The organism is Prauserella alba (assembly GCF_024171735.1).
In the GTDB taxonomy this organism is placed as follows: Bacteria; Actinomycetota; Actinomycetes; order Mycobacteriales; family Pseudonocardiaceae; genus Prauserella; species Prauserella alba.
Window position 1 is genome coordinate 230697 of record NZ_JAMTCH010000007.1, and the last position, 24986, is coordinate 255682.

Consider the following 24986-nt stretch of genomic DNA (forward strand, 5'->3'; position numbering starts at 1 on the left):
GCGCCGGTGACCACCGGTCAAAGCGTGGTGCTGTCCACGCTCGAGTTCGACATGCTGTGGGAGGCGGAACGGCTGCCGCGCCGGCACCCCGCACTGGACGTGCCGAGCGCGGGGGTGACGCACCGCGAGCGGTCCGACCTGATCGAGCAGGCATGGGAATCGCTGGCGCAGCGCAGGCTGGCGAAGGGCCACCAGGCCACGAGCGACCTGGTGGACATGCTGAACCTGTTCGTCCGGCCCGCCGTCGCCATCGACATGTGGGTCTGGACCGACAGGCAGATCTCGGGTCTGGCCGTGAGCACGGGCAGTCAGGCGCTGATGGGTGTGGTCGACGGCGACGAGGTGTGGCTGATCCCGGCGCGCGACTCGTCGTTGCCGGAGTCCGCAGTGTCGGTGGCCGGGGAGACGGCCGCCGGCATCGGCTGGTCGGCGACCCTGCCGCACGACGTGCTGGTCGACGCCGACCGCGAGGCAGGGGGCGACGCGCGAGGGCTCGTGGGGGCGCTGGCCGACCGCGGCGTCGCGCTGAGCGAGGCGCAGGAGGTCGCGGCGATGCTGGCCGGGCAGACTGTCCGCGGGCAGTTCGGTGCGCAGGCGCACGGGCGTGACGGCAGTGTCCGCCGCGCGCCGCGGGTCGTGTCGTTCTTCGACAGCGACAAGGGCCGGTATCTGCTGCAGGTCGCACCGGGTGGCGACGGCAGGCGGTGGGCGACGGTCGCGCCCGCGGACAACACCCTGCTCGCGCAGCGCGTGTGGGAATTGCTCGACGAGATGTGACCGGGGCTTCCCTCGGAAGGGCGACGAAAGTGGGGTGCGCCCGATTCTCGCTTTCGCCGATAGAGTTGAGCGGAACCGCCGGTGCGGGCGCATGCGTCATACCCGGCGACGAGCGGATCGTTTTCGTGAAGGGGGATGACCACCGTGCCGGTTTACGACGCCGAATCCATGCGGAGCACGGCAGGGAAGGTCGACGGTATCGCCGACCGGATCGCCGAGGACAAGGCGAAACTGCGCGGCGTCGAGGGGGAGAGCCCGTTCGGTGAGGTCGAGGACGACGACGATCCGGATCGGGTGGACGACGCGCTCGGCTCGTTCACCTCGGGTATGCAGGCGGAATTCGACGCGGCGCACCAGCACATGGTCGAGGCCAGCGGGGCGCTGCGCAATGCGATCGCCGCGATGACCGAGGCGGACGAACAGGCGGCGAGCAACCTGACGATGCGGGGCGAGGCCTGACATGTCGCTGGGGATGCCGGAGAACTGGGAGCAGGTGGAATCCCAGGCGGCGAAGGTCGAAAAGGTCGATCCGGGCAGGATTCAGAACGTCGCGCAGGAGTTCAAAACCGCGTCGGAGAACACGGGCGACCATTCTGCGGAGTTGAAGAACGCGGCGTCACCGCTTTCGGAGGGCGGCGTCTGGAACGGTCCCGCCGCGGACGCGTTCTTCTCCTACGTCGCGAAGGTCGCCTCGGCGGGGCAGCGGGTCAAGGACAAGCTCGACGAGGCCGCGGTCGAACTGAGCGACCTGCAGCAGAAGCTGTCGGAGCTCAAGAAGTCGATCAACGAGACCAAGTCGGGCGCGAAGCAGGAGATCGACGACCGCAACAGGAAGGCCGAACAGCGCGCACAGGAGGCTGCCGGCGCCGAGGGCGGCGGCGAGGACCCGGAGTCGATCCGGGAACAGGCGCGGCAGCAGAACCGGCAGACGGCGTCGCAGGCGGCCGAGCGGATCAAGGGCCTGCTGACGCAGGCCAACCAGGCCATCAAGAAGGCTCAGCGCCTGATGAAGCAGGACATCGGCGGGTCCGGCGGCTACTCGCAGGTGCCGAAACCGGGGCAGGCGCAGTCGCAGATGGCCGACACCGGTGGCATCAGCAACCCCGGCGGTTCCCCGAGCGTCGGCGGTGGTGGTGGCAGCGGCGGCGCCGAGACGGCTGTCGGCGGTGGCGGTGGCGGACTCGGGTCGAGTGGCGGCCCGCCCGCTGGGCCGCCTCCCGGGAACGTCGAGCAGTGGATCAAGGAAGCCATCAAGATCCTCCGCGAGAACGGCATCCCCGTCAGCGAGGAGAACATCGACCAGATCTGGACGATCATCGAACACGAGTCGGGTGGCGATCCGCGCGCGATCAACGACTGGGACTCGAACGCCGCGAAGGGCACGCCGTCGAAGGGCCTGATGCAGTGCATCGACCCGACGTTCGACTCCCATGCACTGCCGGGGCACGGCGACATCTGGGACCCGGTGGACAACATCATCGCCGGTGTCCGCTACACGTTCGACCGCTACGGCGGCCTCGACCAGCACCCCGGCCTCGAATCGATCGCGTCCGGCGGCGGCTATCAGCCGTACTGATCACCGCCTCGTCCCGCGGAGGCCGCGACGGCACGGACATGAAAATCCCTTCACGGTCGGCTCAGGCGGGTTTCACCGGGCGGCGGCATCGTTGACGTCATGAGCGAAGAGCAGTGGCAACCGGAGGAGGCGGACCTCCACGACCTGTGGTCCGCCGTCGCCGGGGCGAGCGGGGACACCGCGCTCGGCAGCCGCATCACTCACCGTGACGTCCAGCGTGCGTCGACGACGGTGGCCGCACGGGTCGACGTGACGCGTCCCGACGGTTCCCGCGCCACCGACACGTACTGCGCCAGCACCTCGGCGCAGGCGCGCGGCGCGATGCGCATGTCGGACGGCGTGCGCGAACTCGGCGTCTGGCGGTTCCCGCACGATCCTGCGCTGCCAGGGCTGGCGGCGGCGGTCGACCCGGACCGGATGCGGGAGCTGCTCGCCGGCCTGGGGCTGCCCACCGGCGACCTGCGGCCGACCGTCCGCTCGTATCGCCCGCTGCGCCGAGCGGTGGTCGAGATCTCCACGGCCCGGGCGACGGTGTTCGTCAAGGTACTGCGTCCCGACAAGGTCGAACAGCTGCACGGGCTGCACCGCGCCGCCGAGGGCGGAGTGGTGCCGGAGAGCCTCGGCTGGACCGGCGACGGTCTGCTCGTGCTCGCCGGTGTCGGCGGCACACCGCTGCGGCGGCTGCTGCTCGGCGGCAACACGATGGAGGTCGAACGCATCGACCCGGCCGACATCGTCGCCACCCTCGACGGGCTGCCGCAGGCGTTCGCCGAACGCGCCCGCAGGCGGAGCTGGGCGGAGCAGGCGGGCCACTACGCCGACGTCGTCGCCCGCGTGCACCCCGGCGCCGCCCGGACGGCACACGCGATCGCCGAAGCGGTAGCCGTGCCGACGGCCGCCGATCCGGTGCCCGTCCACGGCGACTTCTACGAGACACAGTTGCTCGTCTCCCGTGGTCGCGTGGTCGGGTTGCTCGACATCGACACCGCGGGCGCGGGCGATCCACACGACGATCCGGCGTGCCTGCTCGGCCACCTCTCCGTGCTGTCACAGGTCAAACCCGAACGCGCACCGGTCATCGACCGTTTCACGGCGCGGTGCCTGCGGGAGTTCGACCGCCACCGGGACCCTGCCGCACTGCGGGCACACGCCGCGGCCGTGGTGCTGTCGCTGGCGCCGGGCGCGCACCGCACCGGACGGCGCGGCTGGCGGGCGACCCTCGAACAGCGGCTCGACCTGGCGTGGAACTGGTGTCACGCCGACGATCCGCTCGCCGTCTGACGCCTGCACCCGGCAGGTCCCGTCCGCCGGAGTTCGCGCCAGCCAGCTGGGCTCGAACGGCGCTCCAACAGCGCCACGGACCGTCGAACAGTCCGGCGGCCCCTGGATTCCTCACGCGGATCCGCCGCGTGCAGGTAACCGAGAAACCCATCCCGAGCACGTCCTTCGAAAGGAAGTCACATCATGGCAAGCAACAAGCGCCCCTGGTTCGTCGTCGCCGCCGCGGCCGTCGGTGTCGGCGGTGCGATCGCCGTCGGAGGTACCGCACTGGCCGACGGAGTCAACGATCCGAAGCCGGCGTCCCAGGTACAGCAGGCCGACTCCGGAAGCGGGCAGGCCGACTCCGCCGATTCCCCCAACGACACCGATTCCCCCAATGACGCCGATTCCCCGAACGACGCTGACTCCTCGAACGACGCCGACACGGCGAATTCGCCGAACGACGCCGATTCCCCCAACGACGCTGACTCCCCGAACGACGCCGACAAGGAGGACGGCACCGCCGACTCGCCCGCCGACCGTGACGGCTCGCCCGAGTGAACCGTCGACGTGACACGAGCGTCCGGGTACGGCGCCGCGAACCGGTGAGAGGTTGAACAACGATGTCGGCCGAGTACGCCCAGGAGATCCGTCGCGAGCCTCATGACGAGGCACTATCAGTCCACAGTGGTCGTTTTTCGTCGGACGTGGCGTTGCGACTGCGTCGCGCGTGGTGGCTTCTCCTGGGCGTTTCGGTGCTGCTGAACGTCGTCAGCATGGCGGTTCCCGCGCTGATCGAGCACCCGCTGACCAACGATCGCGGTGAGATTCAGCTGTACCTCGACGTCTTCGTCGAGGGAAACCTGCCGACGTGGTGGAGCGTCGGCCTGCTCGGCAGCACCGCGGTCCTGTTCGGAATCGTCGCCCTGCTCGCCCGCGCTCGCGGTGCGCGCGCGGAGTCGTGGGGCTGGTGGTGTGGATCCGTCCTCATAGGACTGTTATCGCTCGACGACCATACGCAGCTGCACGAACGTCTCGACCGTATCGGCCGACAGCTGGTCACGTTCGACAGCGGGTTCCCGTTCTACTGGCTGCTCCCCGGACTGCTCGCCGGGGCCGTCGTCGCAGTCGGACTGCTGTTGCTCGCGATGCGCCTGCGGGACCGGTGCCGGTGGCTCGTCGTCGCGGGCGGGGCCCTGTTGCTGTGGTCCGCGCTCGGCATGGAGGCGATGCAAGGGCTGTGGATCGCGGCGGACGAGAGCGGACCGTTGTACGTGGCGACGTATCACGCGGAGGAGCTGGGTGAGAACGTCGGAGTGCTGCTGCTCATGGCGGCTGCGGCGTCGGCGGTGTCGCTGGAACGCGGCCCCACGGCCGGCGGTGTCACGGCTCGGTACCGCCCGTTCGGCGATGCGCGGGCACGATCCGGGCTACTCTCGACGGCGTGGCCACGATGAGCCCGCGCGAGGACCAGAACCGCCGGTTGCTGCGCGCCCGTGATGCGATCGACCGCGACTACGCGAAGCCGCTCGACGTGCCCACGCTCGCGCGCGTCGCGCTGATGTCGCCGAGTCACTTCACCCGTTCGTTCCGTGCGACGTTCGGCGAGACGCCGCACCGCTACCTGCAGCGCAGGCGGATCGAACGGGCGATGGCGCGGTTGCGGTCGCCGTCGGCCACGGTCACGCGGGTCGCCGAGGAGGTCGGATTCGACAGTCTCGGCACGTTCAGCCGCACGTTCCGCGCCATCGTCGGTGTGTCGCCCGCGGAGTACCGCGCGGCCGCGGCTCCACTGGCCGTGCCGGTGTGCTTCGTCAAGACGTGGTCACGCCCGGCCTGAAGCCGGCTCACGTGAGCAGTTTCGGATAAGCCGCACCCCCGGCTGCCGCCGTAGCGTTGGCGGCATGTTCACACGAATCGGAATCACCTCGGTCATGGTCCTCGATCAGGACGAAGCGCTCGACTTCTACTGCGGCACGCTCGGATTCGAGGTCACCGACGACGTCGACCTGGGATTCATGCGCTGGCTGACGGTGCATCTGCCCGCGCAGCCGGACACGCACCTGCTGCTGGAGGTGCCGGGTCCGCCGCAGCACAGCGAGGAGGTGGCGGCGCAAGTCCGCGACCTGGTCACGAAGGGTGCGCTCGGTGCGGCGGCGATCCTGAACACCGACGACTGCCGCAAGACGTACGAGACGTTGCGGGCGAAGGGCGTCGAGTTCACGCAGGAGCCGATCGAACAGCCCTACGGCATCGATTGCGCGCTGCGGGACCCGTTCGGCAACCACATCCGCATCACGCAGCCCGCCGAGGGGCCGGTGGAGATCACCGACGAGGACGTCGAACGTCTCCAGTGCGGCTCCTGAGCCCCGAGTGTGTTCGATAGGCTGCGCGCGGTCCCTGAGATCGCGCGCAGCCTGGAGAACGCAGTGACTTCCACGCCAGGACGGAACGATGCCCCGGAGCCGGTTCTTCCGACGGTCATCGACCCGAACGTGCCGAGCATCGCCCGCGCCTACGACGCGACACTCGGCGGCAAGGACAACTACGAGGTCGACCGTGAGGTCGCGCGCCAGCTGCGGGAAGTGACGCCGGAGGTCACGACCCTGGCGTGGGACAACCGGGACTTCCTCATCCGCGCCACGCGTTTCGTCGTCGGCACCGCCGGCATCGACCAGGTCGTCGACGTCGGATCGGGGTTGCCGACGGTCGAGAACACGCATGACGTCGCCCTTCGCCTCAACCGCGACACGTGCGTGGTGTACGTCGACATCGACCCGATCGTCATCGCCCACGGTCGCGCGCTCGTCGAGGATCACGAGTCCGTGCACTGCGTCCAGGGCGACCTCACCGAACCGCAGGCGCTGTTCGCCGACCCCGCGGTGGCCGGCCGGCTGGAGTGGGACCGGCCGATGGCGCTGTACCAGGTCGGCACGCTGCACCACGTGGCCGACGACCGTGATCCCGCGGCGATGATGCGCGCCTACATCGACGCGCTGCCGTCCGGCTCGCAGGTCGTGCTGTCGCACTTCTTCAACCCCGGCGACGAGGATCCCGAGGCCGCCGAGGTCGCCGAGCGGCTGGAGCAGGCGTTCCTGCACAGCCCGATGGGCACCGGCCGGTTCCGTACGCGAGAGGAGATCGCCGCCTACTTCGACGGCCTCGACCTCCTCGAACCCGGCCTGGTGACGCTCGCCCACTGGTGGCCGGAAGGTCCGCCGCCGCAGAACCTCGACCCGGCACGCCGCCTCATGATCGGCGCTGTCGCCCGCAAGCCGTAGCGGACGCCGCTGCCCCCAAGGGCACCTTGGTGGCGTTGAACGCGACAATTCTTCCCTTGATCATGCTCGCCTTCCGACTCGCCGGCGGCCTTACCTGACTTCCGGTCTCCCGCCGCCCTCGCCGTTCGACGTGGCCGTCCCCTTACAGTGCTGGACATGACGACGGACTCCGCGACCTCCCCGTTCCCGCCCGCGGCGCAGCGCGCCGACGTGCCGCCGTTCCACGTGATGGACGTGCTGTCGGCGGCGAAGGCGCGGCAGGCCGAGCGTGGTGACGTGGTGTTCCTGTGCGCGGGCCAGCCGACGGCGGGTGCACCGGAACCGGTGCTGGCCGCGGCGCAGCAGGCGTTGCGGGGCGGTGACCTCGGCTACACGCCCCAGCTGGGCATTCCGCCGTTGCGCGAGGCGATCGCCGCGCATTACGACCGCGCCTACGGGCTCGACGTCGACCCGGCCGACGTGATCGTCACGACGGGGTCCTCTGGCGGGTTCCTGTTGGCGTTCCTCGCAGCGTTCGAGGCGGGCGACAGGGTGGCGATGGCGCGGCCCGGCTACCCGGCCTACCGCAACCTGCTGAGCGCGCTCGGCTGCGAGGTCGTCGAGTTCGCCACGGACGAGAGCACCCGGTTCCAGCCGACCCCGGAGATCCTCGACGGGCTCGGCGACATCAAGGGCCTGATCGTGGCGAGTCCGAGCAATCCGACGGGCACCATCGTGACGCCGGACGAGCTGGCTGCACTGACCGCGTGGTGCACCGCGCGGGGCGTCCGGCTGATCAGCGACGAGATCTACCACGGAATCTCCTACGAACGGGACGTCGCGTGCGCGTGGCAGACGTCCCGCGAGGCGCTGGTGCTCGGCTCGTTCTCGAAGTACTTCGCGATGACGGGCTGGCGGCTCGGCTGGATGCTCGCGCCGCGCGGGCTTCACCGCAGCGTCGACGTGCTGACCGGAAACTTCAACATCTGCCCGCCCGCGTTGTCGCAGCACGCGGCCGTGGCGGCGCTGTCACCGGAGTCGCACGCGGAGCTGGACGGCCACGTCGACCACTACCGCGCCAACCGTGACCTGCTCCTCGACGGGCTGCGCGGCATCGGCCTGACCCGTATCGCCCCGATCGACGGCGCCTTCTACGCCTACGTCGACGTCTCGGAACACACCGACGATTCGCTGTCGTGGTGCCGCAAGCTGCTCGACGACACCGGGGTGGCGATCACGCCGGGGGTGGACTTCGACCCCGTCGCGGGCGGCTCGTTCGTACGGCTGTCGTTCGCGGGTGCGCGCGCCGACATCACCACGGCCGTCGAGCGCATGGGGACGTGGCTCGGCCGCTGACCTGCGGCGGGCCCATCGCCGGGGTACGGACGGTCCCGGAGGGGAACCCGGAGTTTTCCCTGAGCGTTGTCGGGAGGCCGCGACTTCACGGTGCGCGGCGTGCCAACCTGGACATACACGGCAGCACTCGAGTGTGGAGGAAGCACATGTTCTGGAAGATCGTCGGCGGCCTGCTTCTGGCGTGGGTCGCGTTCATGGTGATCGGTTCGCTGGTCGGCTTCCTCGTCAAGGCGGTGTTCTGGATCGCGCTGATCGCCGGCGCGGGCTTCCTCGGCGCGGCGGCCTACGGTGCGCTCAAGGGCGGCGACAAGAAGCAGATCCGTTCGTAACCGCCACGGGGTTCGCCGGCCGGCGGTGGTCGGTGACGGCTGTTCGGGCGCAGGCCCGCGCGATCCGTCACGGTCGGGGTGAGCGCATACCCTCGCCGGATGGAGCAGACCACGCTGGGAGCGAACCAGGTCGACCTGGCTGATTGGCGTCTCCTGCTGGGAGCGCTGCGGTCCCGGTTCGAGGCGGGCTCGTTCGCCGCGGCAGCCGCGTTCGTCGCGGTTGCCGGGCGGGTCGCCGAGGAACACGGCCACTCCCCTGACGTCGACCTGCGCGCCGAACACGTCGGGTTCGCGCTGCGCACCCGTGCCGCCGGCGGGGTCACGGAACGGGACGTCCGGCTGGCCGAACGGATCAGCCTGCTCGCGGCCGACCACGGGCTGACACCGCGTCCGGAGCGGCTGCAGGCCCTGGAACTGGCGCTCGACACCCCTGTGGTTCGCACGGTCGGCGGGTTCTGGGCCGCTGTTCTCACCGGCGAGACCGCAGGCGAGGACGCGGGCGGTGACGTCGTCGACCCGCCCGCGGAACTGCCGCAGGCGGGGTTCGACAGGCTGTGGCTCCAATCGACCGACTCGACCGCGCCGGACCGGCAACGCTTCCACCTCGACGTCACCGTTCCACCCGAGGAAGCCGACCGGCGCGTGGCCGCGGCGATCGAAGCGGGCGGACATCTCGTCGACGACACCCACGCCCCGGCTTTCGTCGTCGTGGCCGACCCGGACGGCAACAACGCCTGCATCTGCACCGAGCTCGGCCGCGACTGAACCGCGGCCCCGTACCTGCGCCGCTGCCGAGCCGCGGGCCGTGCCGAACACGTCGGGTTCCGGGACGCGCCGAACGCCGATCCGAGGCGCCCTCACGCCGCGGGTGCCGGCTACAGCAGCATCGACTTGGCGACTTCCGCGCCGGGCCAGAGTTCGGCGTGCACACCCGCCGTGCGGGCGGCCTCGACGTTGACCCTGCGGTCGTCGAAGAACAGGCAGTCGCCCGGAGCACAGTCCAGCCGCTGCACCAGCAACCGGTAGATCTCCGCGTCCGGCTTCGCCATGCCGACGTCCCCGGAGAAGATCAGCTGCTCGAAGTGCCGCGCCCACGGCTGCCCTTCAGCGTGCCGTGCGAACGACGCGGGCGCGTTCGACAGCACCGCCAGTCGCCTTCCCGACTCGGCCAGCGCTTCGACCAGCTGTTCCGAGCCCGGGACGAGCTGCGACCAGCCGCGCGCGTCGATCTCGGTCAGCTCGCGCACCGTCTGGGCGTCGACCTCCGTGTCGACGGTGTCGGCGACGGCCTGCCAGTAGGCGACGTCGTCGGCGCCGCGGTCGTACGGGTCGCGGTGTGCCCAGTAGGCGGGTTCGAACGTCGCGGGCGGCACGTCGAGTCTGCCGGCCAGTTCCGGTAGCGCCGTCGTCCTGTGGCACAGCACCTCGCCGTAGTCGAACACCACCCAGCCGGTCATCCGCGCTCCTCCCTGATGCGCCGCAGCGCTTCCTCGACGTCGTCGTCGCTGACATCGCGGTGCAGCACGAACCGCACCTTCCCCGCCATCGGCAGCGCCAGGATCCCGAGCCCGCGCAACCGTTCCAGCGCGAGTGCCACGTCCGGCACGGCGGCCAGCAGGATGTTCGTCTGCGGCTCCTCGACATCCCAGCCGAGTTCGGCCAGCCCGGTGGCGAGCGTGCGGGCGTTGGCGTGGTCCCGCTGGAGGTCGCCGACCCGCTCCAACGCCACCAGGCCTGCAGCGGCGAGTACGCCGCCCTGGCGGACGCCGCCGCCGAGCATCTGCCGCATCCGCCGTGCCCGTTCGACGAACTCGGCCTCGCCCGCGACGACGGAGCCGACGGGCGCCCCGAGACCCTTCGACAGGCAGGCCGACACCGAGTCGACACCGACCGTCAGCGCTGCGGGCGGCAGGTCGAGTGCCGCGGCCGCGTTCCACAGCCGGGCGCCGTCGAGGTGGACGTTCAGACCACAGTCGCGCGCGGTCGCCACCAGCTGCGCGTGCTCCTCGGGCGGGGTGATCGCACCGCCCGAGGCGTTGTGGGTGTTCTCCAGTGACAGCAGCGTCGTGCGCAGCGTGTAGTACGGGCCGTTCGGCGGGCCCGCGGCCGCGCGGACCGTGGCCGGGGTCGGCCTGCCGGGGCCCGCGTCGTGCTCGACCGGATCGGGCATGCCGCCCGCGAGCCAGGCCGCCGAACCGAGCTCGTTGGCCAGTACGTGCGCGCCGCGCGGGGCGAGGAACCGATCGCCCCGCTGCAGCTGCAGCGACAGCGCGATGAGGTTCGCCATGGTGCCGCTCGGCGTCCACAGGGCGGCCTCCATGCCCAGCATGTCCGCGGCGCGTTCCTCGAGCTCCACGATCGTGGGATCGGTGTCGATGACGTTGTCACCGACCTCGGCGCCCGCCATGGCCGTGCGCATCGGTTCGTCGGGCGTTGTGATCGTGTCGGAACGTAGGTCGATCGGGGCGGGGGATCCGGAGGTCACGTTTCGATCACATCACACGTCGGTGGGCCGCCCGAAGTAGGGCTCACCGATTCGTGACGAAAAATGTCGCGCGGGCGTGCAACCGTGTAGGCAGCAGGTGCCGTCTACCGAGGCACGAACAACTGAGAACGACCGGAGACCTACCGCGTGGACCCCCGCGACGAGCAGGAGTTCGCGGCGTACTTCGCCGCGAAGCGAGACTCCGTGCGCAGAACCGCGTACATGCTCTGCGGCGACTGGCACCGGGCGGACGACCTGGCACAGACCGCGTTCGTGGCGCTGCATCGGCGCTGGCGCAAGGTTCGTGACCGGGAAGCCCTCGACGCCTACGTCCGCAAGACGCTGGTTCGGGCGGCGATCGACGAATCGCGACGCCCGTGGCGGCGGGAACGGCAGACCGACGATGGTTCGGACCTGCCGGAACCGTCGGCGCCCGGCACGTCGGCCGCAACCGACCCGCTGGGCGATCGCGTGGCGACACGGGAGGATCTGCTGGCCGGGCTGCGGCAGGTGCCGTCGAGGCAGCGAGCCGTGCTCGTCCTGCGGTACTTCGATGGTCTGGACGTCAGCGGCGTGGCGGGCGTCCTCGGTTGCAGCGAGGGCAACGTCAAGAGCCAGACCGCCCGTGGACTGGCTGCGCTGCGCAAGGCGCTCGGTACGGAGGTGGACGCGCATGGATGAACGGGAACTGGGCGAACTGTTCCGTTCCGTGCCCGGTGAGCCACCGCCGCCGTCGTTCGACGAGACCGACGTCGCTCACTCCGCGCACCGGATCACCGTCCGCAGGCGTGCGATCGCGGGTGGCGCCGCGGCGGCCGTCGTACTCCTCGGGGGCGGCGGTGTGGTCGCGGGTTCGATGCTCGGCGGTGGCGGCGGGAACGTGGTCGCCGGCTCGGACAGATCCACCACAGGAGGGACGCAGCCGCGCATCGCGCAACCCGGCGACGGCGGGTCGCGTCCCCAGAGTGACCAACCCGGCATCCAGGGACTCCCGTCCGGCGAGCCGAAGCAGGGCGGCACGACGGACGGGGATCGCACCCCGGGGTGCGATCAGGTCGACCGGGAGCTCGCCACCGCCCTCGCTGGCGAGCTCCCGGTCACCGCCTCGGACGCCTCTCCGGGACGCATCTGCCCCGAGGGCACGACGTCGGCGTCGTTCCGCGTGGACGGCTCCGCGCTGACGGCGGTCCTCGTGCCCGAAGGAACGCAGGTGCAGCTGCCGGGCGGCCTGTCCGACGCGGAGACCGCCGAGCAGGACACGGCGAGCGGTTCGACGTTGCTGCTGGTCAGCGAGTCCCTGACGCGTACGGGCAGCGGCGGCCCCGACGTCGAGGGGATCGCCAGGCGCGTCGCGGGCGAGCTGTAGCGGCGGCGGCCCGCCGGGAACCGGGGCCGCCGATCGATTCCCGCCGTTCGTCGGTGTCCGCGACGGATACGTCCCATCCGCGCATCGATCGACTGGCACACTTGCGCGCTATGACGTCCGCGAGCACGCCGAAGGGTGAACGTCGTCGTAACGCCCTGGTCGAGGCGGCAGCCGAGCTGCTGTCCGAAGGCGGGTTCGACGCCATCCGCCACCGCGCCGTCGCCGAACGCGCCGGCCTGCCGCTCGCCTCGACGACCTACTACTTCGACTCCCTCGACGAACTCGTCTCCGCCGCGACCGAGCACCACGGGCGGGCGGAACTCGCCGCGGGCCGCGCCCGCCTCGCCGACCTGCCCACCGCGGATCGCGGCGTGGACACCGTCGTCGGGCTCGTGCTCGACCAGCTGCTGGGTGAGGACCCCGCGTACGAGGCGGTGCTGCTGCGTTACGAACGGCTCGTCGGCACGGGCAGGCGCCCCTACCTGCGGCCGTTGATGCGCACGCTGTCCGGCGAGCTGCGCGAGCTGCTGGCGGAGATCCTCGTCAAATCCGGTCTCGACGCAGGCGAGCGCCGCATCGAGCGGATCATCGCCGTGGTCGACGGGGCCGTGGTCAACGCGCTCATCGCCGTCGACCCGGATCCGCGCGGCGCCGCGGCCCGCATGCTCCGCGACACGCTCGCCTCCGGCACGGACTGAGCGGTGGCCACCGGTGGGCAGCACGGCCGGCGCCGGTGGGCACTGCCCCGAACTGGCTTTCGGGCACCGTGATTGGGTTGTGATCTGCGACTCCGGCTAGCCTGGCGGAGTGACCGACAAGCCCGCCATCCCGAACGTGCTCGCCGGCCGCTATGCGTCCCGAGAACTCGTCGCACTGTGGTCCCCTGAACAGAAGGTCCGGCTGGAGCGTGAGCTCTGGCTCGCCGTCCTCAAGGCCCAGTCCCAGCTCGGTGTCGACGTGCCTGACGGCGTGATCGCCGACTACGAGCGGGTGCTGCCCGACGTGGACCTCGACTCGATCGCCGCGCGGGAGCGCGTCACGCGCCACGACGTCAAGGCGCGCATCGAGGAGTTCAACGCCCTCGCCGGGCACGAACACGTCCACAAGGGCATGACCTCGCGCGACCTGACCGAGAACGTCGAGCAACTGCAGGTCCGGCGGTCCCTCGAACTGCTGCGAACCCGCGCCGTCGCCGTCCTCGCCCGCCTGTCGGAACTGGCGACCGAGCACTCCGAACTGGTCATGGCCGGCCGGTCCCACAACGTCGCGGCGCAGGCCACGACTCTGGGCAAACGCTTCGCCACGGCAGCCGACGAGCTCCTCGTCGCCTTCGGCAGGCTCGACGACCTCATCGCGCGTTACCCGCTGCGCGGCATCAAGGGCCCGGTCGGCACCGCGCAGGACATGCTCGATCTGCTGGGCGGCGCCGACGAACTGGCCGACCTCGAGCAGCGCGTCGCCGGTCACCTCGGGTTCGACCGCGTGCTGGACAGCGTGGGCCAGGTGTACCCGCGGTCGCTGGACTTCGACGTCGTCTCCGCGCTGACGCAGCTGGCTGCGCCGCCGTCCAGCCTGGCCAAGACGATCCGGCTGATGGCGGGAGGCGAGCTGGTCACTGAAGGCTTCCAGCCGGGGCAGGTCGGTTCGTCGGCGATGCCGCACAAGATGAACACGCGCTCGTGCGAGCGGGTGAACGGGCTGGCCGTGGTGCTGCGCGGACACCTGTCGATGGTCGGCGAACTGGCCGGCGACCAGTGGAACGAGGGTGACGTCTCCGACTCCGTGGTGCGCCGCGTCGCGCTGCCGGACGCGTTCTTCGCGCTCGACGGGCTGCTGGAGACGCTGCTGACGGTGCTGAGTGAGTTCGGCGCGTTCCCCGCGGTGGTCGACCGCGAGCTGAACCGCTACCTGCCGTTCCTGGCCACGACGAAGGTGCTGATGGCCGCGGTGCGCGGCGGCGTCGGCAGGGAGACGGCGCACGAGGCGATCAAGGAGAACGCGGTCGCGGTGGCGCTGGCGATGCGGGAGGGCCAGGCCGACAACGATCTGCTCGACCGGCTCGCCGCCGACGATCGGCTACCCCTCGACCGGGCGAGTCTCGACGATCTTCTCGCCGACCGGTTGTCGTTCACCGGAACGGCGTCGTCGCAGGTCGAAGCCGTCGCCGCGCGGGTTGCGGACGTCGTGAAGCGTTTCCCCGAGGCTGCCGAGTACGAACCGGCACCGATCCTGTGATGTGGGAGCGGGTAGACCCGATCGTGACCTTCTGCAACGATCGAGCGAGTGAGCAGCCTCGGGTGCGCGTGTATGCCTCCAGCGTCGTTACGGCCGCTGGTGCAGCGCAGGCACATCGACTTGCTCCGGGTGAGCTCCGCGCTGTGCCGTCACCGCTGACGCCAGTCCCTGTCCCTTCCCCGGGCCGTTCCGTGCCCGTCAACAGTCACGTCTGAGGTCGGCATGCAAGCGCTCCTGTTCTTCGGGATCGCCGGGTTCCTGGCACAACTGGTGTCCGGCACGCTCGGCATGGGCTACGGCATGACGTCCACGACGGTGCTGATCGCCGCGGGCACGGCACCGGCGATCGCGTCGGCGTCGGCGCATTTCGCCCAGGTCGGCACGTCGCTGGCTTCCGGTGTGTCGCACTGGAAGTTTCGCAACATCGACTGGCGCACCGTGAGCATCCTCGCCGTGCCCGGGGCGATCGGTGCGGCGATCGGCGCGTTCGCGCTGGTCGCGATGTCGACCGACGTCGCGAGCGCGTGGATCAGCGCGTTCCTCTTCCTGCTCGGCATGTACGTGCTGGTGCGCTTCGCGTTCCTCAAGCTCGGCAAGCTCATCACCGACAAACGCCCTGGTGCGAAGTTCCTGGCCCCGCTCGGGTTCGTGGCCGGTTTCGTCGACGCGAGCGGCGGTGGCGGCTGGGGCCCGGTGGCCACCACGACGCTGCTGTCGTCGGGACGGCTCGAACCGCGGAAGGTCGTCGGCTCGGTCAGCGCCGCAGAGTTCGTCGTGACCGTCGCGGCCTGCGTGGCGTTCCTGATCGCGCTCAAGCAGGAGGGTATGAACTGGCTCGTCGTGCTGGGCCTGCTGATCGGTGGGGTGGTCGCCGCGCCGATCGGGGCGTGGCTGGCGCACCACATGCCGCCACGGGTGCTGGGCACCGCCGCTGGCGGGCTCATCATCCTGGCCAACGCGTGGATGCTGCTGAGCAACCTCGGACTGCCGCACACCGCGATCGTGGTCTGCTACGCCGGGCTGGCGGTGCTCATCGTGGCCGCGCTGGTGACGTCGATCCGCTCGATGCGGGAAGAGAAGCGCATCAACGCCCTCGCGGGTGAGGACATGAGCGACTCCGGCGACGACGAGCCCGTCACGCGTCACCGGCAGGACCAGCCCGCCACCGACCGGTCGTAACGGCGTCCCGGTCGGTAGTCGGTCCCGGCGTCCTCGCCGGTCGCGGGGACAGGTCCGTCACCCGTCTCGGCGACCGGTGTGCCCGTTCGTCGGCGGCGTTTCACCGCGGGCTCACCCGCATGCCCTCACGCGGTCATCCGCGACCGGTTTCGTGGGCCGGGTGGATGCCTCGCTGCTGGTCTCCCTGTCCGGGCCGGGTGCGCGCACGCTCGACGGCTGCGCAGTCACGGCCGACGAGCTCGATTCGCGCGGTGTGCCGTTGACGCTGCTGTACACGCCGGGTGGGTCACGCCGCGTGGCCGAATGGGTGCGCGCGCGTACTGCCCGGGGCGATGCGGTTGCGCTGCACGGCTACGACCGTCGCGTGCCCGCCGAGTTCGCCTCGCTGCGCGGCCACGAGGCGGGACTGCGGCTCATCGCGGCGACGGCCGCACTCGACGCCGAAGGCCTGCGCACCGACGTGTTCGCCCCGCCGCGCTGGCGGATCGTCCCCGAGGCCCGCGAGGCGTTGCGCCGGCACGGGTTCGCCGTGTGCGCGGAAGAGGTCGCGGTGCGTGATCTGCGGCGAGGCATGGTCGTGCGCGGACGCGTGCACCGCCTCGGCGCTGACGAACGCACCGGGGTGCGCCGGACGGCGGTCCGCCGCGGCGCGGCGATGCTGCCGCCGTGGGGGTCCCGGTCGGTGGCCGTGCCCGCAGGCGGGTCCGGGGACGTCACGGCAGTGGTGCGGGCCGCACGGCGAGGTGGGCTCGTGCGGCTGGCGGTCGACGCTTCCGACCTCGCCACGGACCGCGGCAGACGGGCCCTACTGGAGGCGGTCGACGCGGCCGTCGAGGCCGGCGCCCGTCCACGCACCTACGCCGCACTGGGAGCCTCGACGTCCGCCCTCGCGCCCCCAAGGGCACCTTAGTGGCGTTGAACGCGCCAAATCTTCCCCTCGCTGTCGCGCCGGCGTGCTGCCTGCGAGGTGGCCGGGGCCGTCACACCGGCGTCTGCTCCGCTCGTGGCAGCACCTTGACCTCGGTGCCGTCCGGCGCGAGGTTGGTGAACAGCCCGTGGTGCATGGCGGGGTTGGCGAGCACCGCCTCGTGGATCGGCACGGCCAGCCGCGGTGCCACGGTGCGCAGGTAGTCGACGGCTTCCCCCGCCTTGAGCCACGGTGCCGCGGTCGGCAGGCCGAGGACGTCGACCTCCTGGTCGGGAACGAAGAACGAGTCGCCGGGGTGGTAGAACGCGCCGTGGTCGACGAGGAATCCGACGTTGGGGATGACGGGGATGTCCCTGTGGATCGTCGCGTGCTGGCCGCCCACGACGTTCACCGCTGCGCCGCCGACCTCGAACGCGTCGCCCGGCGTCGCTGTACGCGAGTCGAGGCCGACCTTGGCGACGGTGTCGCGTGACCCCGGGTCGGTGACGAGCTGTGCTCCCGGGTTGGCGGACAGGAGGCTCGGCAGTCGCTCCGTGTCGACGTGGTCGTAGTGCTGGTGGGTGATCAGCACGGCGTCGAGGTCGGTGAGGTTCTCGAACCCTGAGGAGAACGCACCGGGATCGATGAGGATCCGTGCCCGGTCGGTCTCGAGCAGGACGCAGGCGTGTCCGTAGTGGGTGACGCGCATCGGTGGCTCCTCGCGCGGGTGGCTGACTGGTGCGATGGTCACGATATCCGCCGCTGCCCGCCACGCAGGCCCCGAGAACACCCCACGGGCACCTTGGGGGCGTCGAACACAGCCACGCGCCAGCGTGTCGTTGTGGTCGGGCCGGCGGGAAGGGCCCCGAATCTTCCCCTCGCAGCGTCGCAGGACCGGGGAATGAGGGCTGGGCGCTGCGGTCAGGCCCGCCGGCGTGAGGGGAAGATGTGGCGCGTTGAGTGCCACCAAGGTGCCCTTGGGGGCACCGAGGACAGCGTAGTTGGCACATTGCCAGCAGTGGGGCGCGGTCGTACCCTCGGGGCATGACCACTGTGCTCACCGGCGAGACGTTCGAATCGTTCGACCCGGCCACCGGCGAGGTCGTCGGCACCTACCCGGTGCACACCGCGGAGCAGGTCGAGGCCGCCGTGGCGAGGGCGCGCGACGCCGCCGTCTGGTGGGACTCCCTGGGGTTCGCGGGCCGCGCCGAGCGCCTGGCCGCCTGGCGCGCCGCATTGGCCAAGCGCATGCCGGAGTTGTGCGGCGTCATCACCGAGGAGACCGGCAAGCCGGCCGGGGACGCCCAGCTCGAACTCGTCCTCGCGATCGAACACCTGGCGTGGGCTGCCAAGCACGCACGCAAGGTCCTCGGCCCGCAGCGCCGTTCGCCCGGTCTGTTGCTGTCGAACCAGGCGGCGAGCGTCGAGTACCAGCCGCTCGGCGTCGTCGGCGTCATCGGACCGTGGAACTATCCGGTCTACACGCCGCTCGGTTCGATCAGCTACGCGCTCGCCGCCGGTAACGCCGTCGTCTTCAAACCCTCCGAGTTCACGCCCGGTGTGGGCAAGTGGCTGGTCGAGTCGTTCGCCGAAGCGGTGCCGGAACACCCGGTGCTGCAGCTCGTCACGGGCCTCGGCGACACGGGCGCGGCGCTGACGAGGGCCGGCGTCGACAAGATCGCCTTCACCGGCTCGGCGGCGACCGGCAAGAAGGTCATGGCGTCGGCTGCCGAAACCCTGACGCCCGTGGTCATCGAGGCGGGCGGCAAGGACCCGCTGCTCGTCGACGCGGACGCGGACCTCGACGCCGCCGCCGACGCCACCGTCTGGGGCGCGTTCTCCAACGCGGGGCAGACCTGTGCGGGTGTCGAGCGCGTGTACGTCCACGAGCGCGTCTACGACGAGTTCGTCGCCAAGGTCGTCGCCAAGGCCGAGGACGTCGACGCCGGTGAGCAGTACGGCCCCATGACCATGCCCGCGCAGCTGGACGTCGTGCGCAGGCACATCCAGGACGCGCTGGCCGCGGGTGGTAGGGCGCTGGTCGGCGGTGCCGACGCCGTTGGCGACCGGTACGTCAAGCCGACCGTGCTCGTCGACGTGCCGGAGGACTGCTCCGCGGTTCGTGAGGAGACGTTCGGCCCGACCGTGACCATCGCCAAGGTCGCCGACATGGACGAAGCCGTCGACAGGGCCAACGATTCTGCCTACGGCCTCGGTTCGACGGTGTTCTCGAAGGCGCGCGGCATGGAACTGGCGCGGCGGCTGCGCACCGGGCAGACGGCGATCAACGCGCCGTTGTCGTTCGCGGGCATCGCCTCGCTCCCGTTCGGCGGCAGCGGCGAATCCGGGTTCGGCCGTATCCACGGACCGGAGGGGCTGCGCGAGTTCGCCCGCCCCAAGGCCATCGCCCGCCAGCGGTTCACCGCCCCGATCGCGCTGACCTCGTTCGCGCGGTCGAAGAAGACCGAGGCGATCATCGGCAAGCTCATGGCGAAGCTCCACGGCAAGGGCTGACCCGCGCTCCTGACCGCGACCGGCCCGCGGTCTGCATACGCGTTGCCTCCCGCGGCGCACCGCTGAAAGCGGCGCGTTCCGGTCAGCTGGTGTGTTAAGAAGTCCCGGGTCGCAGCCACCGTGGGGCCCGCGCACCAGCGAGGGGATGGCGCATGAATCAGCCGTATGCGGGCGGATATCCGCAGCAGCCGGGCGGTCCCGGCCGGTTCGCCCAGCCCGGCGGGTACGGACCTGCGGGTCACGGACACCCGCAGGCCGGGTTCGCCCCGCGCAAGCCGAGCAAAGCGATGGCCTACGTGACGGCGAGCGCGTTCCTGCCCGCGATCGCGATCCTGTACCTCTCGGCGACAGTGGCGACCGACTCCTCGTTGGGTAGCGAGTTCGCCGTGCACATGCGCATGACCTTGACCGGCCTGGCGTTCGTGGACTCGTCGACCGACATCGTCGACGCGATCATCGCGGTGACCTTCTCGTATACCTCGACTCTGTTGCTGTTCGTGCTGTGGATGTTCGCTCGGTACGGGTTCGCGCGGTGGATCACGGCGGTGCTGGGTTTGCTCGGCTTCGCGTACTACGCGTACGCACCGATCAAGCTCACGCTGATCGGCTTCGAGGTGAGCGCGGGTGGGCACACATACGAAACCGAGCTGCCGTTCGAGTACACGATCACCTCGGTGATCGTTGCCGTCGTCCTGCTGGTTGCCTCGATCATGGCCGTGCTGCCGGCGACCGGTCGTGCGATGCGCGGAGGTGAGCCGAAACAGCCGCACGGGCCGCCGGGACCGGGCGCCGGACCGCCGGGCTACGGACCACCCGGCCACTACCCACCCGGTTACGGCACACCGCCCGGTTATGACCCGCCTGGTTACGGCCCGCCGGGGCGCGGGCCCGGATTCTGAGCCCGCTCGACGTACTCGAGCGGCGTCCGGTCGCGGCCACCTCGCCGCATCCGGTGCCGAGCGCGATCTCGTCCACTCACCCGTCGCGGTCGATCGGTGACTCAGGGTTGCTGAACGGGCCGTCGTTGTCCTCCGAACCGGTGAGTCCGGCATCTCCGACGCAACCGACGGAACCGGCACACGTCTCCCGACGTAGAAGCCGGTGCCGACCGGCGGGGCCGAGGGGCGTCGGGGGTCTCTCGGCCCCGAAGGCCGGCTCCGGCTTCCGCTGGGTTACGCTTGGCGTGCTATCCGACCTGCGGAAATGTTCTTCAACGCAGTGCTTTCGAACGCAAGGAGCAGCCTGTCGTGGCCCGAGTAGTCGTCGACGTCATGCCCAAACCCGAGATCCTCGACCCGCAGGGGCAGGCCGTCGCCGGCGCCCTTCCGCGGCTCGGGTTCGACGGGGTGGCCGAAGTTCGCCAGGGCAAGCATTTCGAGCTCGAAGTCGACGACTCGGTCGACGACGACACGCTCGCGAAGATCGCCGAGGGCTTCCTCGCAAACCCCGTGATCGAGGACTGGACGATCCGGCGGGTGGAGCAGTGACCGCTCGCATCGGCGTCATCACCTTCCCCGGCACGCTCGACGACGTCGACGCCGCCCGCGCGGTGCGGTACTCCGGCGCCGAGGCCGTCTCGCTGTGGCATGCCGACGCCGACCTCCACGGTGTCGATGCGGTCGTCGTGCCCGGCGGGTTCTCCTACGGCGACTACCTCCGCTGCGGTGCGATCGCCCGGTTCGCGCCCGTGATGACGTCGGTGATCGACGCCGCGGGCAAGGGCATGCCGGTGCTGGGCATCTGCAACGGCTTCCAGATCCTCTGCGAGGCGGGACTGTTGCCGGGTGCGCTCGTCCGCAACGAGAAGCTGCACTTCGTGTGCCGCGACCAGTGGCTGCGCGTCGAGAACAACACGACGTCGTGGAGCACTCGTTACGACTCCGGCGCCGAGGTGCTGATTCCGCTGAAGTCCGGCGAGGGCGGCTACATGGCCGACGAGCCCACGCTGGAGCGTCTCGAAGGCGACGGCCGCGTGGTGTTCCGGTACGTCGGCGAGAACCCGAACGGGTCGCGCAGCGACATCGCGGGTGTCGCCGACGAGAGCGGCCGGGTCGTCGGGCTGATGCCGCACCCCGAGCACGCCATCGACGCACTCACGGGCCCGTCCGACGACGGTCTCGGCATGTTCTACTCCGCGCTCGACGCGCTGGGCGTCGCGGCCTGAAACGGTAAGCACAGCGGGGAGATTCGCCGCGTCACTGTTTCGCCGTGTCACTGTTTCGCCGTGTCACTGTTTCGCCGTGTCACTGTTTCGCCGGGTCACTGTGCCGCGGCGTCCTGAGCGGAGGCGGTTCGAATCAGCCGCGCGTAGGGCCCGTCGGCGCTGAGCAGCTCGGCGTGGCTGCCCAGTTCGCTGATGCGCCCGTCCTCGACGACGGCGACACGGTCGGCGGCGGCCGCGGTGTGCAGCCGGTGCGCGATCGCGATCACGGTGCGCCCCTCCAGCACCCGCGCGAGGGTGCGTTCGAGATCCCTCGCCGACGACGTGTCGAGCAGTGACGTGGCCTCGTCCAGTACGAGCGTGTGCGGATCCGCGAGCACCACCCGCGCGAGCGCGAGTTGCTGTGCGACGGCCGCTGGCACCGCGTGGGCGCCCGTGCCGACGGTGGTGTTCAGCCCGTCGGGCAGCGCCGCCGCCCAACGGTCGCCGCCCACGGCGCGCAGCGCGTCCCACAGCCGCTCGTCGGTCCACGAGCCGCCGCCGGGGAGTGTCAGATTCTCTCGTAGTGTGCCCGCGAAGACGTGCTGTTCCTGCGTCAGCAACAGCACCTCCCCGCGGAGCAGGTCGTCGGCGAGCGCCGACGCCTCGGAACCACCGATCGTCACCGAACCGCGCGTCGGCGCGGAGATCCCCGCGAGCAGCCTGCCGAGCGTCGATTTCCCCGCTCCCGACGGTCCGACGATCGCCAGTCGCTGCCCGCGCGGCACCCGCAGGTCCATCCCGCGGAGCACCTCTTTGCCCGTGGCGTAGCTGAAGTGCACGTCGCGGAGCTCGATGTCCCTGCCGTTGGGTGCGCCCGCGGTGCGCTCGTCCTCGGGGGCCTGCACACCGAGCACTCTGCGCAGGGCCGTTCCGGCGACCGCCATGTCCTCGAACCACCACAGCAGCTCGTCCATCGGCGTGGCGAGCGCCTGGATGTACAGCACCATCGTGGCGATCGTGCCCAGCTCGACGAGTCCTTGCGCGTAGGCCCAGCCGCCGAGCGCCAGCGTCGCCGCGATCGGCAGCGTGTGCGACAGCTCGAGGAACGGCGTCCAGCGGGTCTGCATCAGCCGCAGCCGCCGTTCGCCCCGCAGCGCGGTCTGCAGGCTGTCCTCGCCGGTGCGTTCGCGGTGGCCGGTCAACCCGAACGCCTCGGCGGTCCGCGCGCCCTCGGCCGTTTCGTGGGTCGTCGAGTGCAGCACCGCCCACGACCGGAGCATGCGTGCGATGACGTCGGGTGCCCGCCGCAGGTACCAGCGGGTCGGGAGGTGGACCACCGCGACGGCCACGAGCAGGGCGAGCGCCAGCAGCGGCGAGGTCGCGATCATCGCGACGGTCGTGATCGACAGCGTCAGTGCCGACGTCGTGATCGTCGGCACCGCGTTGCGGACGGCGTGGTCGATCCGGTCGACGTCGGAGGTCGCCCTGCTGAGCAGGTCGCCCGTGCCCGCCGTCTCGATGTCGTTCAGCGGCAATCGCAGCGCCTGGTCGATGAGGCCCTCGCGTGCCCCGGCGATGATGCGTTCGCCGAGCATGCCGACGCGCGCGCGGGCCGCCTTGCTGAGCGCTGCCTGCACCACGAGTGCCGCGACGAACATGAGCGCGAGGACGTCGATCTCCCCGGTGCCGCCGCCCGCGGTGACGTGGTCGACGAGGGTGCCGAGGATCTGCGGCCCCGCGATACCCGCCACCGTCGCGACGGTGAACAGTCCCGCGGCGACCAGGAACGCCCTGCGGTGCCGCCGCAGCGTTCCGCGCAGCCAGTTCCGCGTCGCGGCACGTGATGCCAGCGGCAGCGTGCTGCCGATCATCGGTGCGACACCTCCTGGGCCGGGTCGGCGAGCGTCAGGTCGTCGGCGGTCACGACGTGGTCGGCCACCGCGGCCCAGAGCGCGCTCTGTGCGAACACGACAGTCGTCCTGCCCCGCCGCAGAGCGGCGACGCGTTCGGTGATGCGGGCCTCGGTGTGGGCGTCGACCGCAGATGTGGGTTCGTCGAGCACCAGTACGTCGGCGTCGGTCACGAGGGCGCGCGCGAGGCTCAGTCGCTGCCGTTGACCACCGGACACCTCGCGGCCGCGTTCGCCGATGTGCTCCCTGAGCCCTTCCGGAAGGCCGGCCAGGATGTCGTCGGCGTCGGCCGCCCAGAGCGCTTTGTCGACGTCGCCACCACGCCGGCGAGCCGCGTCGAGTTCGTCGGCGAGGATGCCGGAGAACCAGAAGTCCTGGTTGTGGGCGTAGACGACGCGTTCGCGCAGCTCGGCGAGTCCTACTCGGTCGGTCGGGACGCCGGACAGCAGCGCGGGTTCGCCCTCGCCGGTGAATCTGCTCAGCCGCTGCATGATCGCTTCCGCGTGCTCGCCCGCGTCGACGACGGTGAGTTCTCCTGCAGCTGCCGTCAGCCCGGTCGCGGGGTCACCCGCGTCGAGCGGCCCTTCGGGCAGCGTGGCGGGGCGCTCGGGTTTGGGAAGGTCCCTGCGCAGGGACAGCAGTCTGCACACCCTCGCCGCCGACACCAGCGCCGAGGCGAGGTCGCCGGTGGCCATGGTCGCGGTCGTCACCGGGATCGCGAGGAACGCAGATGCGCCGTAGAACGCGACGAGCTCGCCCGCCGTGATGTCGCCTGCCAGCGCGAGCCGCGCGCCCAGCCAGGTGATCGCCACGGTGACGAGACCGGGCAACACCACCTCCGCGGCCGCGAGCCACGACTGCGCCCGCGCCACGCCCATCCCCGTGTCACGCACATGGCCGCTCGCGGCGCGGAACCGATCGCCGAACTGCCGTTCGCCGCCGACGCCGCGCAGGATCCGCAGCCCGGACACCACGTCCGCGCCGACCGCGCTCATCGCCGACCGCCGCTGTCGCTGCGCGTCGACCTTCCGCTGGATCGGCGCGACGAGCGGACCGATCCCCGCCACCGCCAGCGGCACGCCGATGAGCGCCACCCCAGCCAGCAGTGGTGAGTAACTCAGCAGCGCGACACCCACGGCGAGGAATGCCACGACCGAACCCAGCAGTCGCCCCGACACCTCGAACACGTTGCCGATGCGGCTCAGGTCCGACGACGAGATCGCCAGTACCTCGCCCGAACCGGCCTGCGCCCGCAGCGAACCGCCGAGCCGTGCGACGTGCGTCGCCACGAGTCGCTGCGTCGTCGACGCGCCGTGCAGCCACATGCCGACGACGGTGAACATCAGCGCGCCCCCGAACACCGCCTGGCCCACGCCGATGCCGACGATCAGCGCGATCGCGCCGACGAGGTCGGCGGTGTCGGCGCCCGCGATGCCGCGGTCGATCGCGTCACCGACCACCAGCGGCAGGAACGCACCCGGCACGAGCCATACCGCGCCGAGTACGGCCGCGGACACCGCGAGCCACGGCCGCGAACCGAGTACGGCCAGCAGGAACCGCAGCGGGGTCGGCTGCTGCGGGAGCGTCACGTCGGGAGCGGGGTACGGCTTGGTGAGCACGTGGCACCACGTTACGAACGGCCTCCGCCGATGGCGAGCGAGTTTCCGGTGGAGGAGCCCGGCCGGTCGG

The 24986-nt window shown here is 70.9% G+C and carries 28 protein-coding genes; 23 read left to right on the forward strand and 5 right to left on the reverse strand.

The window, feature by feature from the left end:
• Window positions 1-6: 6 nt before the first annotated feature.
• The 12 genes from LY12_RS23080 to LY12_RS23135 all read left to right on the forward strand — a co-directional run bounded on the left by LY12_RS23080 (window position 7) and on the right by LY12_RS23135 (window position 9323).
• Complete coding sequence (locus LY12_RS23080; protein WP_308292160.1) at window positions 7-777, forward strand: ESX secretion-associated protein EspG; 771 nt, start codon at window positions 7-9, stop codon at window positions 775-777.
• 135 nt (window positions 778-912) lie between these two features.
• A complete protein-coding gene (locus LY12_RS23085; RefSeq protein ID WP_253859558.1) occupies window positions 913-1236 on the forward strand; it encodes a hypothetical protein in 324 nt (107 codons plus the stop codon).
• A 1-nt stretch (window position 1237) separates the two neighbouring features.
• Window positions 1238-2353 (forward strand): transglycosylase SLT domain-containing protein, encoded by a 1116-nt coding sequence (locus tag LY12_RS23090; RefSeq protein WP_253859559.1) that lies wholly within the window; start codon window positions 1238-1240, stop codon window positions 2351-2353.
• 99 nt (window positions 2354-2452) lie between these two features.
• Entirely contained in the window at window positions 2453-3634 is a 1182-nt protein-coding gene (locus LY12_RS23095) for a phosphotransferase family protein (RefSeq protein WP_253859560.1), read from the forward strand.
• Window positions 3635-3817: 183 nt separating this feature from the next.
• The gene (locus LY12_RS23100; RefSeq protein ID WP_253859561.1) at window positions 3818-4174 is read left to right on the forward strand and encodes a hypothetical protein; all 357 of its coding nucleotides are present in this window, start codon (window positions 3818-3820) and stop codon (window positions 4172-4174) included.
• A gap of 62 nt (window positions 4175-4236) precedes the next feature.
• The gene (locus LY12_RS23105; protein WP_253859562.1) at window positions 4237-5070 is read left to right on the forward strand and encodes a DUF8692 domain-containing protein; all 834 of its coding nucleotides are present in this window, start codon (window positions 4237-4239) and stop codon (window positions 5068-5070) included.
• Complete coding sequence (locus tag LY12_RS23110) at window positions 5067-5453, forward strand: helix-turn-helix domain-containing protein (RefSeq protein ID WP_253859670.1); 387 nt, start codon at window positions 5067-5069, stop codon at window positions 5451-5453. Before LY12_RS23105 ends, LY12_RS23110 begins: the two co-directional genes overlap by 4 nt.
• A gap of 64 nt (window positions 5454-5517) precedes the next feature.
• A complete protein-coding gene (locus tag LY12_RS23115; protein ID WP_253859563.1) occupies window positions 5518-5979 on the forward strand; it encodes a VOC family protein in 462 nt (153 codons plus the stop codon).
• 63 nt (window positions 5980-6042) lie between these two features.
• Entirely contained in the window at window positions 6043-6894 is an 852-nt protein-coding gene (locus tag LY12_RS23120; RefSeq protein WP_253859564.1) for an SAM-dependent methyltransferase, read from the forward strand.
• A 156-nt stretch (window positions 6895-7050) separates the two neighbouring features.
• Window positions 7051-8229, forward strand: a complete 1179-nt coding sequence (locus tag LY12_RS23125) for a pyridoxal phosphate-dependent aminotransferase (protein ID WP_253859565.1) — start codon at window positions 7051-7053, stop codon at window positions 8227-8229.
• A gap of 146 nt (window positions 8230-8375) precedes the next feature.
• Window positions 8376-8558, forward strand: coding sequence for a hypothetical protein (locus LY12_RS23130; protein WP_183781598.1), 183 nt, complete (start codon window positions 8376-8378; stop codon window positions 8556-8558).
• 99 nt (window positions 8559-8657) lie between these two features.
• Window positions 8658-9323 (forward strand): 4a-hydroxytetrahydrobiopterin dehydratase, encoded by a 666-nt coding sequence (locus LY12_RS23135; RefSeq protein ID WP_253859566.1) that lies wholly within the window; start codon window positions 8658-8660, stop codon window positions 9321-9323.
• A 110-nt stretch (window positions 9324-9433) separates the two neighbouring features.
• Here the strand turns inward: LY12_RS23135 and LY12_RS23140 are convergent, their stop codons facing one another.
• Together LY12_RS23140 and LY12_RS23145 are read right to left on the reverse strand one after the other, a co-directional pair.
• Entirely contained in the window at window positions 9434-10015 is a 582-nt protein-coding gene (locus LY12_RS23140; RefSeq protein WP_253859567.1) for an HAD family hydrolase, read from the reverse strand.
• Window positions 10012-10977, reverse strand: a complete 966-nt coding sequence (locus LY12_RS23145; RefSeq protein ID WP_253859671.1) for a threonine aldolase family protein — start codon at window positions 10975-10977, stop codon at window positions 10012-10014. Before LY12_RS23145 ends, LY12_RS23140 begins: the two co-directional genes overlap by 4 nt.
• Before the next feature lie 213 nt (window positions 10978-11190).
• On the opposite strand from LY12_RS23145, the gene LY12_RS23150 reads away from it, so the two are divergent.
• From LY12_RS23150 to LY12_RS23175, 7 genes are all read left to right on the forward strand, one after another.
• Window positions 11191-11724, forward strand: a complete 534-nt coding sequence (locus LY12_RS23150) for a SigE family RNA polymerase sigma factor (RefSeq protein ID WP_253859568.1) — start codon at window positions 11191-11193, stop codon at window positions 11722-11724.
• Window positions 11717-12409, forward strand: a complete 693-nt coding sequence (locus LY12_RS23155; protein ID WP_253859569.1) for a hypothetical protein — start codon at window positions 11717-11719, stop codon at window positions 12407-12409. The genes LY12_RS23150 and LY12_RS23155 overlap by 8 nt, the downstream gene beginning before the upstream one ends.
• Before the next feature lie 110 nt (window positions 12410-12519).
• Window positions 12520-13107 (forward strand): TetR/AcrR family transcriptional regulator, encoded by a 588-nt coding sequence (locus LY12_RS23160; RefSeq protein ID WP_253859570.1) that lies wholly within the window; start codon window positions 12520-12522, stop codon window positions 13105-13107.
• Between the two features lie 109 nt (window positions 13108-13216).
• Window positions 13217-14644, forward strand: a complete 1428-nt coding sequence (gene purB, locus LY12_RS23165) for an adenylosuccinate lyase (protein WP_253859571.1) — start codon at window positions 13217-13219, stop codon at window positions 14642-14644.
• 72 nt (window positions 14645-14716) lie between these two features.
• Window positions 14717-14803 carry a putative leader peptide gene (locus tag LY12_RS26315; protein WP_372493614.1) on the forward strand — a complete coding sequence of 29 codons (87 nt, stop codon included), beginning with the start codon at window positions 14717-14719 and terminating at the stop codon, window positions 14801-14803.
• A 63-nt stretch (window positions 14804-14866) separates the two neighbouring features.
• Window positions 14867-15823, forward strand: coding sequence for a sulfite exporter TauE/SafE family protein (locus tag LY12_RS23170; protein ID WP_253859572.1), 957 nt, complete (start codon window positions 14867-14869; stop codon window positions 15821-15823).
• A gap of 160 nt (window positions 15824-15983) precedes the next feature.
• The gene (locus LY12_RS23175; RefSeq protein ID WP_253859573.1) at window positions 15984-16733 is read left to right on the forward strand and encodes a DUF2334 domain-containing protein; all 750 of its coding nucleotides are present in this window, start codon (window positions 15984-15986) and stop codon (window positions 16731-16733) included.
• Between the two features lie 70 nt (window positions 16734-16803).
• Here the strand turns inward: LY12_RS23175 and LY12_RS23180 are convergent, their stop codons facing one another.
• Window positions 16804-17439, reverse strand: coding sequence for an MBL fold metallo-hydrolase (locus LY12_RS23180; protein ID WP_253859574.1), 636 nt, complete (start codon window positions 17437-17439; stop codon window positions 16804-16806).
• A 335-nt stretch (window positions 17440-17774) separates the two neighbouring features.
• Here LY12_RS23180 and LY12_RS23185 point away from each other — a divergent pair, with 335 nt between their 5' ends.
• From LY12_RS23185 to purQ, 4 genes are all read left to right on the forward strand, one after another.
• The gene (locus tag LY12_RS23185; RefSeq protein WP_253859575.1) at window positions 17775-19244 is read left to right on the forward strand and encodes an aldehyde dehydrogenase family protein; all 1470 of its coding nucleotides are present in this window, start codon (window positions 17775-17777) and stop codon (window positions 19242-19244) included.
• 152 nt (window positions 19245-19396) lie between these two features.
• Window positions 19397-20143, forward strand: a complete 747-nt coding sequence (locus tag LY12_RS23190; RefSeq protein WP_253859576.1) for a hypothetical protein — start codon at window positions 19397-19399, stop codon at window positions 20141-20143.
• A 348-nt stretch (window positions 20144-20491) separates the two neighbouring features.
• Entirely contained in the window at window positions 20492-20731 is a 240-nt protein-coding gene (gene purS, locus LY12_RS23195) for a phosphoribosylformylglycinamidine synthase subunit PurS (RefSeq protein WP_253859577.1), read from the forward strand.
• A complete protein-coding gene (gene purQ / locus LY12_RS23200) occupies window positions 20728-21408 on the forward strand; it encodes a phosphoribosylformylglycinamidine synthase subunit PurQ (protein ID WP_253859578.1) in 681 nt (226 codons plus the stop codon). The genes purS and purQ overlap by 4 nt, the downstream gene beginning before the upstream one ends.
• 95 nt (window positions 21409-21503) lie before the next feature.
• On the opposite strand, the gene LY12_RS23205 is transcribed toward purQ, so the two are convergent.
• Window positions 21504-23258: an ABC transporter ATP-binding protein gene (locus LY12_RS23205; RefSeq protein WP_253859579.1), complete on the reverse strand. Its 1755-nt coding sequence runs from the start codon at window positions 23256-23258 to the stop codon at window positions 21504-21506.
• On the reverse strand, window positions 23255-24916 hold the full coding sequence (locus tag LY12_RS23210; RefSeq protein ID WP_253859580.1) for an ABC transporter ATP-binding protein: 1662 nt from the start codon (window positions 24914-24916) through the stop codon (window positions 23255-23257). Before LY12_RS23210 ends, LY12_RS23205 begins: the two co-directional genes overlap by 4 nt.
• Window positions 24917-24986 lie beyond the last annotated feature (70 nt).